Origin of the sequence: Pseudoalteromonas sp. MMG007, from assembly GCF_018100985.1 — a bacterium.
In the GTDB taxonomy this organism is placed as follows: domain Bacteria; phylum Pseudomonadota; class Gammaproteobacteria; order Enterobacterales; family Alteromonadaceae; genus Pseudoalteromonas.
Genome location: NZ_JAGJEI010000001.1, coordinates 793,949 through 807,309, shown reverse-complemented (window position 1 = coordinate 807,309; position 13,361 = coordinate 793,949). Strand labels below are relative to the sequence as shown.

General features: G+C 41.9%; 14 protein-coding genes. 6 read left to right on the top strand and 8 right to left on the bottom strand.

The window, feature by feature from the left end; all coding sequences use genetic code 11:
• Nucleotides 1-179: 179 nt before the first annotated feature.
• The 8 genes from J8L71_RS03855 to pspA form a co-directional block, all read right to left on the bottom strand.
• Nucleotides 180-524: a 4a-hydroxytetrahydrobiopterin dehydratase gene (locus tag J8L71_RS03855; protein ID WP_089348179.1), complete on the bottom strand. Its 345-nt coding sequence runs from the start codon at nucleotides 522-524 to the stop codon at nucleotides 180-182.
• A 37-nt stretch (nucleotides 525-561) separates the two neighbouring features.
• Nucleotides 562-1,359, bottom strand: a complete 798-nt coding sequence (phhA, locus tag J8L71_RS03850; protein ID WP_210999330.1) for a phenylalanine 4-monooxygenase — start codon at nucleotides 1,357-1,359, stop codon at nucleotides 562-564.
• 237 nt (nucleotides 1,360-1,596) lie between these two features.
• The gene (megL, locus tag J8L71_RS03845) at nucleotides 1,597-2,778 is read right to left on the bottom strand and encodes a methionine gamma-lyase (protein WP_210999329.1); all 1,182 of its coding nucleotides are present in this window, start codon (nucleotides 2,776-2,778) and stop codon (nucleotides 1,597-1,599) included.
• A 142-nt stretch (nucleotides 2,779-2,920) separates the two neighbouring features.
• Complete coding sequence (locus J8L71_RS03840) at nucleotides 2,921-3,949, bottom strand: YcjF family protein (RefSeq protein WP_210999328.1); 1,029 nt, start codon at nucleotides 3,947-3,949, stop codon at nucleotides 2,921-2,923.
• The gene (locus J8L71_RS03835) at nucleotides 3,946-5,370 is read right to left on the bottom strand and encodes a YcjX family protein (protein WP_210999327.1); all 1,425 of its coding nucleotides are present in this window, start codon (nucleotides 5,368-5,370) and stop codon (nucleotides 3,946-3,948) included. Before J8L71_RS03835 ends, J8L71_RS03840 begins: the two co-directional genes overlap by 4 nt.
• Nucleotides 5,371-5,425: 55 nt before the next feature.
• Nucleotides 5,426-5,827 carry an envelope stress response membrane protein PspC gene (gene pspC, locus J8L71_RS03830; protein ID WP_210999326.1) on the bottom strand — a complete coding sequence of 134 codons (402 nt, stop codon included), beginning with the start codon at nucleotides 5,825-5,827 and terminating at the stop codon, nucleotides 5,426-5,428.
• Nucleotides 5,824-6,057: an envelope stress response membrane protein PspB gene (gene pspB, locus J8L71_RS03825; RefSeq protein ID WP_004586907.1), complete on the bottom strand. Its 234-nt coding sequence runs from the start codon at nucleotides 6,055-6,057 to the stop codon at nucleotides 5,824-5,826. The genes pspC and pspB overlap by 4 nt, the downstream gene beginning before the upstream one ends.
• A gap of 67 nt (nucleotides 6,058-6,124) precedes the next feature.
• Nucleotides 6,125-6,784 carry a phage shock protein PspA gene (pspA, locus tag J8L71_RS03820; protein ID WP_004586906.1) on the bottom strand — a complete coding sequence of 220 codons (660 nt, stop codon included), beginning with the start codon at nucleotides 6,782-6,784 and terminating at the stop codon, nucleotides 6,125-6,127.
• Between the two features lie 186 nt (nucleotides 6,785-6,970).
• Between pspA and pspF the strand changes: the two genes are divergently transcribed.
• From pspF to J8L71_RS03790, 6 genes are read left to right on the top strand one after another with little or no spacing between them, the layout of a single operon-like run.
• Nucleotides 6,971-8,035, top strand: coding sequence for a phage shock protein operon transcriptional activator (pspF, locus tag J8L71_RS03815; protein WP_210999325.1), 1,065 nt, complete (start codon nucleotides 6,971-6,973; stop codon nucleotides 8,033-8,035).
• A 15-nt stretch (nucleotides 8,036-8,050) separates the two neighbouring features.
• Nucleotides 8,051-9,658 carry an ABC transporter substrate-binding protein gene (locus J8L71_RS03810; protein WP_210999324.1) on the top strand — a complete coding sequence of 536 codons (1,608 nt, stop codon included), beginning with the start codon at nucleotides 8,051-8,053 and terminating at the stop codon, nucleotides 9,656-9,658.
• The gene (locus J8L71_RS03805; RefSeq protein ID WP_210999323.1) at nucleotides 9,658-10,692 is read left to right on the top strand and encodes an ABC transporter permease; all 1,035 of its coding nucleotides are present in this window, start codon (nucleotides 9,658-9,660) and stop codon (nucleotides 10,690-10,692) included. The genes J8L71_RS03810 and J8L71_RS03805 overlap by 1 nt, the downstream gene beginning before the upstream one ends.
• Nucleotides 10,679-11,572 carry an ABC transporter permease subunit gene (locus J8L71_RS03800; protein WP_138682923.1) on the top strand — a complete coding sequence of 298 codons (894 nt, stop codon included), beginning with the start codon at nucleotides 10,679-10,681 and terminating at the stop codon, nucleotides 11,570-11,572. Before J8L71_RS03805 ends, J8L71_RS03800 begins: the two co-directional genes overlap by 14 nt.
• On the top strand, nucleotides 11,573-12,565 hold the full coding sequence (locus tag J8L71_RS03795; protein ID WP_210999322.1) for an oligopeptide/dipeptide ABC transporter ATP-binding protein: 993 nt from the start codon (nucleotides 11,573-11,575) through the stop codon (nucleotides 12,563-12,565).
• The gene (locus J8L71_RS03790; RefSeq protein ID WP_210999321.1) at nucleotides 12,565-13,326 is read left to right on the top strand and encodes an ATP-binding cassette domain-containing protein; all 762 of its coding nucleotides are present in this window, start codon (nucleotides 12,565-12,567) and stop codon (nucleotides 13,324-13,326) included. The genes J8L71_RS03795 and J8L71_RS03790 overlap by 1 nt, the downstream gene beginning before the upstream one ends.
• Nucleotides 13,327-13,361: the final 35 nt, after the last annotated feature.

The following is a 13,361-nucleotide window of genomic DNA, read 5'->3' as shown; positions in this document are numbered from 1 at the left end:
AATAAAATTGAGATGGCACAGAGTACTATAACCATGTTGGGTTTCTCTCAACCCAACCTACGGCGATAAAGTTAGCGCCGAACAACTCATCACTAATAGCTGGCAACTAAAAACTTCCATTAAACCAAAAAAGCACTTATAAAAATAAGTGCTTTTGGGTTTGCTCAATTAACTTTTGATTACAGCGCGTTAAATACATCGTCTGTTTTAGCTGCGCAAATAAAGTCGTTTTTGTGTAGGCCTTTAATTGAATGGCTCCACCACGTTACAGTTACTTTGCCCCACTCGGTTAATAAACCAGGGTGGTGGCCTTCATCTTCTGCCATGTCGCCTACTTTGTTAGTAAATGCGATAGCTTGTTTAAAGTTTTTAAATTTATAAACACGTTCAAGCTGCATAATGCCGTCGCGTACTTCTGGTACCCAATCTGGGATTTTAGTAATTAATTGCGCTAACTCTTCGTCAGATACTTTTGGTGCATCTACGTGGCAAGCTTCGCATGTTTGTTCACTTAATGAAGACATCTTAAATCCTTACTTTAGCGTTTCTTTTAAATTAAAGTTAACTGGCTAATTTTTCTTTTGGTGGAAATTTTGGGTCGTGCAAGCCCAGCTCTTTAGCTTGCTCAACCAAAGTCGTAATGTCCATTTGCGATATATCAAACAGATCATGAATCGAGTTAATGGTGTAGTACTGTGGTTGCATAATATCAATACGGTACGGCGTTCGCAGCACATCAATAACGCTCATAGGCGTTATTTCTGGTGTATCTGAATACACGTATTGCGTTTCACCTGGGCTTGATAAAATGCCGCCGCCGTAAATACGCAGGCCGTTTTCAGTTTGCATTAAACCAAACTCAACCGTAAACCAATACATACGTGCAAGGTACACACGATCTTTTTTCTGCGTTGCATACCCTAATTGGCCGTATTTGTGTGTGAATTCGGCAAAGTCAGGGTTGGTTAGCATGGCGCAGTGGCCAAATATTTCATGAAAAATATCAGGCTCTTGTAGGTAGTCAAACTCTTCACGGCTACGAATAAATGTAGCGACCGGAAACTGCTTGTTTGCCAACAACCTAAAAAACTCATCAAAATCGATAAGCGCAGGTACAGGCGCTACTTGCCAACCAGTTGAGGCAAGAAGCACTTCGTTAAGCTCGCTTAACTGTGGGATACGATCGTGTGGTAGGTTTATTTTTTTAAGCCCCTCCATGTACTCATCGCAGGCCTTGCCTTCTATGCACGCAAGTTGGCGTGCTACTAGCTCAGACCAAATTTTATTTTCTTCATCACTCCAGTGTATAACACCATTTTCGTCTGGTGTTTTGGATGTGTATTTACTTGCTTTAGCCATAATAACCTTCTTGGGTGTGAGCCCTAAATCGGTGTCAGTGTGATATTCAAATCTGTTGAATATCGAATGACCCCATACTATGCAAAAGTGAAGAAAAGTTTAATAGATAGGCTAACATCAGCATTTAGCGCGATCATTTAGATCGTAAAGTTTAAATTACACCTGTGACACATTAAAAGTACAGACCTTTAGATAAAGGCCTGAAGATTGCTTTTATGTGTATACAATTAAATACACCTAAACAATTTTAGTAAAAGCTTGGTTTAAGTCGTCAATAATATCGTTAACATCCTCAAGCCCAACAGAGAGCCTAATTAGACCGTCGCTTATGCCTGCAGCTGCTCGCTCCTGTGGTGTGTAAGGTGAATGTGTCATTGATGCGGGGTGCTGAATGAGCGTTTCTGCATCGCCTAAACTTACAGCGAGTGTGCAAAGCTTCATACTATCTATAAATTGCGCTCCTTGAGCAAGGGTGCCTTTAATTTCAAATGCAATAACGCCGCCTGCGGCTTTCATTTGATTCCCTATGTATTTATTACCAAGATGCGATTTAAGCCCAGGGTAATAAACAATATTAACTTGTGGATGCGCCTCTAAGTATTCAGCTACTGTTTGTGCACTTTGGCAATGGCGTTCCATGCGTATGGCTAAGGTTTTTAAGCCGCGGTTTATTAGCCAAGCGTCGTGCGGACTTATAGTTGCACCAATATCTTTAAGTACCGTCATTTTTATTAAGGTAATGTGCTCTTGCGTTCCACACACAAGCCCGGCTACTACATCACCATGGCCGTTTAAATATTTGGTGGCGCTGTGCATAATAATATCTATCCCATATTGCTTAGGTGATTGCAGCAGTGGCGTTAAAAAGGTGTTGTCGACCACACTAATTAAATTGTGTTGTTTAGCGAGCGCGCCAATTAAGGCTAAATCAATAACAGCCATTGTCGGATTTATGGGGGTTTCGACAAAAATCATTTTGGAATTAGGTTTAATGGCAGCCCGGAGTTCGTCCTCGCAGGTCATATCAACAAACGTGACTTCAATTCCCCAGCGCGGCAACATATGTGCAAAAAACGCGAACGTACAACCGTATAACGCACTTGATGCAACTAGGTGATCGCCCTGCGATAAAAAGCTCAATACCGATGCCGATACAGCGCCCATACCTGTGGCGGTGGCAGCTGCAGCTTCGCAGCTTTCTAACTGTGCTACTTTTTGCTCAAGTTCGGTGGTGGTCGGGTTACCTAGGCGGGTGTAAATATAACCTGGCTCTTCGCCTGCAAAACGTGCGGCGCCTTGTGCTGCATTTTCAAAATGAAAGGTAGAGGTTTGATACAAAGGCGACGTGAGTGCGCCGTGCGGATCGTTTGCTTTTTGTGGGCCATGAATACATTGGGTATTAATATGATGCTTGCTCATTGTGTGATCTCGTTTTTATTATATGTGTCAATTACATAAATAAAACGTACCGCACTTTAAATCACAAGCATGCCGGATGCTCAGATGGCTATTTGTGCAAAAACCGTCCAGCGCGGCTTTGTACACAAATATTGCCACTTTTTTATTGTGTTGGCTCGGCCTTTTTACGGCTCATAATTTTACTAGCAATACTTTGCACTGTGCCTTTTAACAAGCTGCGTTTGTTTTCAAGCCTTGGTAGTGGGCGGCTAAGCTCCATTGCTTTGTAACCAATACGTGCTGTAAAAATACCGGCACTTACACCTTGTGCTGCACGCCCCGAAAGCTTGCCTAAAAGCTCAGCACTGAGTGCTGTGGCTGCTAAATCAGATACAAGCTCAGCACTGCCTACAAACATCACTTGTTTTATCAGCATACGGTAGAGCTTAATGCGGCTTGCGTAACCAAAACCAATGCCATAAATCTTACCAATTTGCTCAATTAACTTAGTACCGCGCCAAAGCACCGCCATCATGTCCACCAGCGCAAGCGGGCTTAGGGCAACAAGCAAGGCTGACTCTGTGGCAAAGCGATTTATTAACTTTTTAGCGTGGGTGTCTTGCGTTATAAGTAAGCTATTCGCGTAAAGGGTCATTATTTCTTTATCGCTATGATGGGTAGCTACTTGGTTTTTAAACGCGTCGAAGTTGTCGAGTTGTTGGTGCTTGTTTAGTTTTTCAAGCCACGGCAATGCGCCGCCTACTTGCTCGCTATTTAAAAGCCTGTCCGCTTCTTGACGGTGTAACTGATTGCGCTTTAAACTGCGCAGCATTCTATATTCGCGCCAGAGCATGCGCCCAATTAATAGCACACCACTTACCACGGCTGTTAAATATACGCCGCCTAAAATTACCGATTGCTGAAATGCAAATACTAGCGAATAAGCAAACTCAAGTAGCACCAGTACTAAAAAGCTGACAACAAACACACCTTTAAGCGTTTGCCATTTTGACTTTTTATATACCGGCTCTAAGTCTATTTCATCTTCAAGAAGCTCATCATAAGGCTCTTCAATGTATTCACTTTGACCTTGAGCAACTATTTTTGCAGGGGCAAGTTTAGGCTCAACCTGCTCATCTGCTTGGGTATTAATACGCCTACCCGCTTGAAATGTTTGGTGTGTATCGTTCATGATAATTTGTCTCCTAACAGGTACTGCATCACATGATCAAGGCGAATATGTTTAAGTTGCTTATCGGGGTTTGGCATAGGCGAAAACGACAAAAACTCAAACCCCTGCGCTGGCCACTCATTTTTATTAAGCATGCGGTTAGGTGGCTGTGGTGGTAAGTAAGTTAGCCAGTCTTGCTCGTTAAGTGGTTTGCCATAAATGCAATCAAGCGTTTGGCCTTTATCGGCAACTTGGCGCGGCTGCGTTGCAGTAATTGACGACATAGCCATGGTTTCTATTTGTACGCCATCAAACTTTAAGTGATTGCTTTGCTCATGCACTAGCGAATCAAGCAGTAGTGCTAAGTCTTTATGGTGCTTGGCACTTATATGATCTGACTTATTGGCAGCAAAGAGTATTTTATCTATATTGGGTTTAAATAAGCGCTTAAAAAATCCCGACTCGCCGTAATTAAAGTGTGCGAGCAATTGATTAATTACACTACTTTGCTCTTGGAGTGTTTCGTGGCCTTCGTTTAAAGCGCTGAGTACATCTACTAGCACAATTTGACGGTCAAAGTGTTTAAAGTGCTCATTATAAAAAGGCTTAACTACTTCTTTTATATAGGCGTTAAAACGCTTAATTAAATGCGCTAAGTTAGAGCCAGGCACCACTTCATCGCTTTTTATATGCTGTGCATTTACCGGAAAAAACAATAACAGCGGCGCACCTTGTAAGTCGCCAGGCATAAGCATTCGCCCAGGTTGTAACATGGCAAGCTTAGTGTCTTTTTTAAGACCCACCAGCATACTTTGATAAAGCGCTGCAATGTGCGCAAGCAACCCTTCATCTACGGGGGCATTTAAATCAAGCTGTTCAAGCGCGTTTAAAAATTCAGTAGAGGTGTTCACACGCGGGTGCTGTAACAATAACGGATATTGTTGCTCGCACCACTGGCTATAGCTTTGCTCAAGCATAGGTAAATCAAGTAGCCATTCACCTGGGTAGTCAATAATATCTAAATACAGCGTAGATTGCGGCGAAAAATGTCCACGTAACCCTGAGGCACTTTGGTATTTAATAGCCAAACGGAGGGTGTTAATACGCTCGGTTGATGCAGGCCATGTAGGCTCCCCATCACTTGGGAGTAATGCGTTAAGTGCTCGTAGGTAGTCAAACGTAGGCACCTTTAACGCCTCTTGCGGCACAACTTTAGTGGCAATGTGGCGGTGCTCTCGCATTACATCAAAAAAGGGTAAGTTTTTATCATCACTTTGTGTGGTTAAGTGTTTAACAAGCGCGGTAATAAATGCCGTTTTACCACTACCACTTAAACCCGTTACGGCTAATTTTACGTGTTGATCTAAACTACGATGAAGGGCTTTTTGGGCTGAACCTTTAATGCTTTTAAGGGTTTTTTTGGCAAATGAAGTGCTACTCATAATGGGCTAGCACTTCATTGATGCTTAATCACCGAACAAAGTGCTATTAAATCCTTTAAAGTTTGTTGATTTCACGGCTAACCGTAAACTCGCTTGAAGTAACATGGCGTTCCATATCTTGGAGGCGCGAATCTACTCGCCCTAAACGCTCTTTTAAGTCTTGCAATGCGCGGCGCGGAGGCTCGCCTTTTTGCCATACTTTAAATTTAACTTCTAGCGGATCGTCAGTTTTAGTCGAGCTGCTTGTATGTGTAGTTGTGGGGTCTTTTTTATCTAAAATAAACCACGCTGCAATATACGCTACCACAAATAATGGGCCACCTGTTAGCAGTACCGCACTAACAAATATAATGCGAACTAACCATAACTCCATATTAAAGTAGTCACTTAATCCCGCACATACACCGGCTATTTTACCGCGTTGTGGGTCTCTTAATAATTCGCGTTTGGCACTCATACTTTGCGTCTCCATTGTGGTGACTCTTGATCAAGTAATGCTTCAAGGGTTTCTACTCTATCAGCCATTTTTTCGGCCTTGTGGGCAAGTTCCAATAACTGGCGATGTTCATGCTCACTTAACCCTTGGCTCACTTGCTTTTTGCTCCGGTAATGTAAAATTAACCACAGTGGCGCAACAAAAATCATGAACAAGATAAAGGGTGCAATTAGTATCTCTGGATCAAACATAATCCTCTCCTGACAATCCGTATTCGATGTTTTAAGCAGTGGGGCACTTAAAGTACCCCTTTATAAGTTATTTATCAGCTAGCTTCTTTTTAAGTTCGGCAAGCTCATCATCTATCTTTTCATTTTTTTGTAGGTCGGCAATTTCATCTGCAAGCGACTTTTTACCTAAATCGTAAGACTCTATTTGAGATTCTAGTCCATCAATTTTAGTTTCGTAACGTTCAAAGCGATTAAGTGCATCTTCTACCTTAGAGCTATCAAGTGCTTTTTTCACTTCAAGGCGCGACTCGGCCGAACGTTGACGTAAAATAATTGCTTTTTGACGTGCTTTAGCATCGGCTAGCTTTTCTTGTAGTGTGGTCACTTCTTGTTGAAGTTTCTCAATGTGAGACTCTACATGCTCAAGCTCAGACTCTACTGCCGCCACTGCTTCTGCCGATTTTTGCTTTTCAAGTAATGCTGAACGCGCTAAATCGTCGCGGTCTTTACTCAGTGCAAGCTCTGCTTTGTCTTGCCAGTCGCTTACTTGTGCTTTTAGTGTGTCTACACGACGTACTAATTCTTTTTTCTCAGCCAGTGTTTTAGCTGACGTAGAGCGAACCTCTACCAATGTGTCTTCCATCTCTTGGATAATAAGACGAACCATTTTTTCTGGGTCTTCTGCTTTATCTAAAATGGCATTGATATTAGAATTAACAATGTCTGCAAAACGCGAAAAAATTCCCATAACATTTACCTCTGTAATATAAACTTAGTTGGTCTGCTGTAACTAGTATCAATATGCTTGCCAACTTTTTAAAATCTAAAATACACTTTATTTTCATTAAGTTAAACTAAATATACAAATTCCTTTAGTTATCCCTGATTATGAAATACACTAACTGTTAGCAAAAATGACCAAGAGTTAGGAAAAATGAGCCAATATCGCCAACAGGATAATTTACTCGGCCAATCTGATAGCTTTTTAGCTGTACTTGATCAGGTATCGCAGTTAGCTAATTTAGATAAGCCAGTGCTTATAATTGGCGAACGAGGAACCGGTAAAGAGCTCATCGCTGCGCGTTTACACTTTTTATCAAAACGTTGGGATCAAAACTACGTAAAGCTTAACTGTGCTGCCCTTAACGAAAACCTCCTCGAAAGCGAATTATTTGGTCATGAAAGTGGTGCATTTACCGGAGCAAGTAAACGTCACGAAGGCCGATTTGAGCGCGCTAACAGCGGTACTTTATTTTTAGATGAGTTGGCTAATACTTCCGCTATGGTACAAGAAAAGCTTCTTCGTGTTATTGAATACGGCGAATTTGAGCGTGTGGGCGGTAAGCAAACCGTAAAAGTTGATACCCGTCTAGTATGTGCCACTAACGAAGATTTACCCCACCTTGCTGAGCAGGGCGAATTTAGAAGTGACTTACTTGATCGCTTAGCTTTTGATGTAATTACTCTGCCGCCACTGCGCGAACGTCAAGACGATATTATGTTACTTGCCGAGCAATTTGCGATGAACATGGCCCGCGACCTAGAGTGGGAGTTATTTAGTGGATTTACCCGAAGCGCGACCGAAACCCTGTTAAGTTACGATTGGCCAGGTAATATACGTGAGCTTAAAAATGTAGTTGAGCGCAGCTTATATCGCCATGGCAGCGAACATATTCCCGTTCACCAGATTATTTTAGACCCATTTGAAAGCCGCTTTAGACCAAAAGCGCGTATTAAAGCCCCTATCCCCGCGCAAGTTGTTGCACAAGAGCCCGCTTTGGCTCCTGCGCCAAGTGCTTTACCTAAAGCAGAGCCCAATGCAGAAATACAGTTTCCGTGTAGCTTAAAAGAGCGTTCTAACGAGTTTGAAATAAATATGATTAATAAAGCACTAGAACATAGCCAATTTAATCAAAAGAAAACTGCAGAAGTACTTGGTTTAACGTATCATCAATTACGTGGTTATCTTAAAAAATACAACTTGTTGGATCAACAATAGTTAGAGGTTATGCGGGTGCATAAATTATTACTTGTTTTGCTTGCCACCACTTTAGTTGGTTGCCTTGATAGCAAAGAAGAAATCATAGAAGAAAAAAACCAAGGGCTTGTTTATTGCGCTGAAGCTAACCCTGTGTCGTTTAACCCTCAAGTAACGACTACAGGTTCAACTATTGATATTATTGCCAATCAGTTATACGACCGCTTAATTAGCATTGACCCCGTCACGGCCGAATTTAAAAGCGAGCTCGCTACCGATTGGAAAATTAGTAAAGATGGAAAGTCGGTAACCTTTACCCTTCGTAAAGACGTAAAGTTTCATACTACGTCGTATTTTACCCCGTCGCGTGATTTTAATGCCGACGATATTATATTTACCTTCAGTCGATTATTTGACGTATATAACCCCTATCACTTTGTGGGCGATGCTAATTATCCGTATTTTCAAAGTGTGGGGATTGATCAGCTAATTCGTAAAATTGTTCGCGTGTCGGATTATCAAGTGCGTTTTGAACTGTTTAACCCTGAGAGCAGCTTTTTAGCGAATATGGCTACCGATTTTGCCGTGGTGCTTTCAGAAGAATACGCCATGCAGCTTAAAAAAAATAACCAAGAGAACTTATTTGATCAATACCCTATAGGTACTGGTCCTTATATTTATAAAGAGTACCGCCGCGACCATTTAGTGCGTTTTTACCGTAATCCGCTGTATTGGAAGCACGATGTAGCCCTTGAGCAATTGGTTTACGATATAACACCTAATGGCACCACCCGCATTGCAAAAATGCTAACTAAAGAATGTGATATAACCGCTCACCCAAGTAGCGCACAACTCAGTATTTTGGCTCAGCGCGATGACATAAACGTAGAAAAAGAAACCAATTTAAATGTAGGTTATTGGGCTTTTAATACTGAACGAGCGCCGTTTGACGATATTCGCGTACGCCAAGCACTGGCGCATGCTATAGACACCGATAAAATAATGCAGGCTGTTTATTACGGAAATGGCACACGTGCACAATCTATTTTACCGCCAACATCATGGGCATTTGAGCCACAAGAAGATATGCCTAGGTTTGACCCCGAACTTGCTAAAAAACTACTCATAGAAGCTGGCCTACCTAATGGCTTTGATATGACCATTTGGGCAATGCCAGTGAGCCGAATTTATAACCCTAATGCACGTAAAATGGCTGAGCTAATGCAAAGTGATTTACGAAAAGTAGGCGTTAACGTAAGTATTGTAGAGTACGAATGGAACACCTTTATTCAGCGCATTGGTGAACATCGCCACGACAGTGTATTACTTGGTTGGGCCGCTGATACGCCCGACCCAGATAACTTTTTTAGCCCACTATTAAGCTGCACCGCCACATTTACCGGTAAAAACCCTGCAAATTGGTGTAATCCGCAATTTGATTTAATGCTTACACAAGCACTCGACACCACAGATTTAAACAAGCGTAAAAAATACTACGAAGATGCACAAAGCTTAATAATTAAAGAGCTGCCATTGCTGCCTTTAGCCCATGGTCTGCGTTTTCAAGCCAGTAGCGCCGATGTAGAGGGCATAACACTTGGCCCATTTGGTGCTATTTCTCTTGCCAATGCGAGGAAAAAATAATGATCGTAGATTATATTTTACGCCGCCTTGGCTTATTGTTTTTTATGGTTTTAATGCTCAGCGTTTTTACTTTTTCTCTCGCTTATTTGTTCCCTGGCGATCCATTAAGTAATTTAAGTGGTGTACCTAGCAGCAACTTCGCTCAGCATAGTGAGCTTGAAGACAAATATTTATACAACAGCAATTACTTTATGCAATACATTGCTTTTTTAGGGCGAATATTTCAAGGTGATTGGGGGCTGTCGTTTGCCTCTGGTGGCAGTGTGTTTAGTCATATTTTTGATTTATTACCAGCAACGCTTGAGCTTAGCTTATATGCACTTATTGTATCAATTGTGGTTGGTGTACCAGCAGGCATTTTAGGCTCTGGCTATCATAAACGCTGGCCCGATAAACTCATAAACTCAACCACTATGGTGGGTTATTCTATTCCGGTATTTTGGCTTGCCCTGTTATTAATAATGATTTTTTCATTAAAGCTTGGCTGGTTTCCTATGTCGGGAAGAATGGGCTTACTTTATGAAATACCAGCAAGTACTGGGTTTATTTTAGTTGATATTGCTTTAGCGGGCTTTCCCTATAAAGGCATGGCTTTTGTAGATGCCCTGCGCCATTTAACACTCCCCACTATTGTACTGGCAATGTACCCCACAACGGTATTGGTGCGCTTTACACGTGAGTCTATGCTTAAAATAATGGATCAAAACTTTATTAAAACAGCCAGGGCAAAAGGCCTTAACCGACGCCAACTTATCATGCACCATGCGCTTCGTAATGCATTATTACCGGTTATAAAACAAATAGGTTTGCAATTTAGTACGCTAATTACCCTTGCTATGATAACCGAGGTTATTTTTTCGTGGCCAGGCATAGGCCGCTGGTTAATTGACAGTATTTATCAGCGCGACTTCCCAGCTATTCAAGGTGGTTTAATGGCAGTGTCTTTATTTGTTATATTAGCCACTATTATAGCTGAGCTCACTTACACATTATTCGACCCACTCTCGCGGAACCAGGCCCATGGCAAAGTTTAATTTATTTTCTGAAGAGTCGAATAAATCGCCACTTGCGCGATTTTGGCGAAAATTTAAAAATAATCATCCTGCTCTTGTGGGTTTATGGATTTTTATGGCGTTTGCTTTATTAGCAGCCAGCGCGCCATTTTTAGCGCCTTATGGTGTAAATCAACAACATAGTGATGCCTTACTCATTCCACCTTCGTGGCGTGAAATGGGCGATGTGCGCTTTATTTTAGGCACCGACGATTTAGGCCGAGATGTTCTCTCTCGTTTAATGAATGGCGCAACCTATACGTTTGGATTGTCTGTGGTCGCCGCTTTATTAACAACAATTATTGGTGTTTTAGTCGGTACTTTTGCAGGTATTAGCCGAGGCCTTCGTTCAAGCTTTTTAAATCATTTACTTGATATAACGCTCTCAATACCTTCTTTATTATTGGCAATAATTATAATAGCCATACTTGGCCCTGGTTTAATGAATACCGTATGGGCAATTATATTGGCGCTACTGCCACAGTTTATTCACTCGGTTCGTAACTTAATTGTTGATGAACTAGGTAAAGATTACATCACCGCGTTTAAGCTAGATGGCGCATCTAACTGGCATATTATATCGCGGGGAATTTTTCCAAATATTTACGAGCACATTGTGGTTATTTTCACTATGGCGCTTTCTACCGCTATATTAGATATTTCTGCCCTTGGCTTTTTAAAGCTGGGTGCACAGCCTCCCACAACCGAATGGGGCGCAATTTTAGCTGAAAACTTAGGCCTGATTTATTTAGCACCGTGGACGGTAGCTTTGCCCGGTGTACTGTTATTTTTAGCCGTATTATCTACCAATTTAGTAGGTGATGGCCTGCGACAAGTGCTTAAAGCACGTAAGGCAGATTAAATGCAATTACTTGATGTTCGTAACTTAACAATTGAACTACGCACCTCTGAGACGATAATTAGAGCCGTAGACAGAGTGAGCTTTAGCTTAAAAGAAGGTGAAGTACATGCACTTGTAGGTGAGTCTGGTTCAGGTAAAAGCTTAATAGCAAAAGCGATTATTGGCGTATTAAACGAACGCTGGGATATAACAGCCGATCGTATTCACTGGCGCGGTGTTGATTTAATGCGCCTAAGCCCAGAGCAGCGCCGTAAAATAGTCAGCCAAGACATCGCCATGATTTACCAAGATCCAAGTAGATGCCTTGACCCTACCGCAAAAATATTTGACCAAATAGCCGAAACACTCCCTGAAGTTGCTCACAAAGGTTTCTTTTTAAAACGCAACCGCGAGAGAAAAGACCGCGTAAAAGCGCTTATTCATAAGGTCGGTATTAAAAATCACGAAGCTGTACTTAGTAGTTACCCGCACGAGCTCTCAGAGGGCGTGTGCCAAAAAGTAATGATTGCAATGGCCATCGCTCGTACGCCTAAGCTCTTGATTGCTGATGAGCCGACTACAGCGCTTGAAAGCACCACCCGCGCGCAAGTTTTTAGGTTACTAAAAAGCTTAAACCAGCTTAAAAACATGTCTATTTTGATGATTTCTCATGAACTTGAAGAAATTGCTCATTGGTCACATGGTATCCATGTTTTGTATTGCGGGCAAATGGTGGAAGCAGGCCCTACTCATCAAATATTTAAACAACCTAGGCATCCGTATACACAAGCGCTCTTAAAAAGCTTGCCCGACTACGAGCAAGGCTTAGCCCATAAAGAGCCGTTTTATGCGCTTAAAGGTACCATTCCTACGCTGCAACATTTGCCTATTGGCTGCCGATTAGGACCGCGTTGCCCACAAGCGCAAAAGGCATGTGTCGTTACACCCGCTTTAACTAAACATCATGGCCATAGTTATGCGTGTCACTTTCCGTTAATTAAGGACATGAAGTAATGCAGCCAGTATTAAAAGTACAAGCCCTTTGTAAAACCTTTAATGTACGCGCCGGGCTTTTTTCTCGCAAAAAGTTTGAGGTACTTAAAAATATTTCATTTTGCGTAGGCAAAGGTGAAAGTATCGCCATAATTGGCGAAACTGGTGCGGGTAAAAGTACATTAGCTAAGCTGCTTTCGGGCGCTGATAACGCAGATAGCGGGCAAATTTTACTCGAAAATAATATTATTGAAGATAACGGCGTACGCGATAATCAATGTCGGCATATCCGCATGATTTTTCAAGACTCAGGTGCCTCGCTCAACCCTGGTTTAACCATAGGTGAAATGCTTGACGATTGCCTGCAGTACAATACCGAGTTTGATACAGCTCAGCGTGATGAGAAAATAGATGCCACGCTTTCTAAAGTAGGTTTATTAATCGATCATAAACATTATTACCCACATATGTTTAGTGTGGGGCAATTGCAGCGTGTAGCGTTTGCTAGAGCTCTAATATTAGATCCGAAGGTAATCGTACTTGATGAAGCGGTTTCTTCTTTAGACCCTTCGATACGCGCTCAAATCGTAAATCTATTACTTAAACTGCAGCGTGATACTGGCCTCACTTATGTCATGATCACTCATCACCTTAGTTTAGTTCGCCATATTAGCGATTTAGTCGTCGTGCTTGATAAAGGTGAAGTGGTGGAATACGGGCGCACTGAAGAGGTATTTCAAAACCCACAATCAAAAGTTACTGAGCGTTTATTAAGCTGCTAATGCCGTTTTTTGTAATGTAAGTACATTTTAGAAGG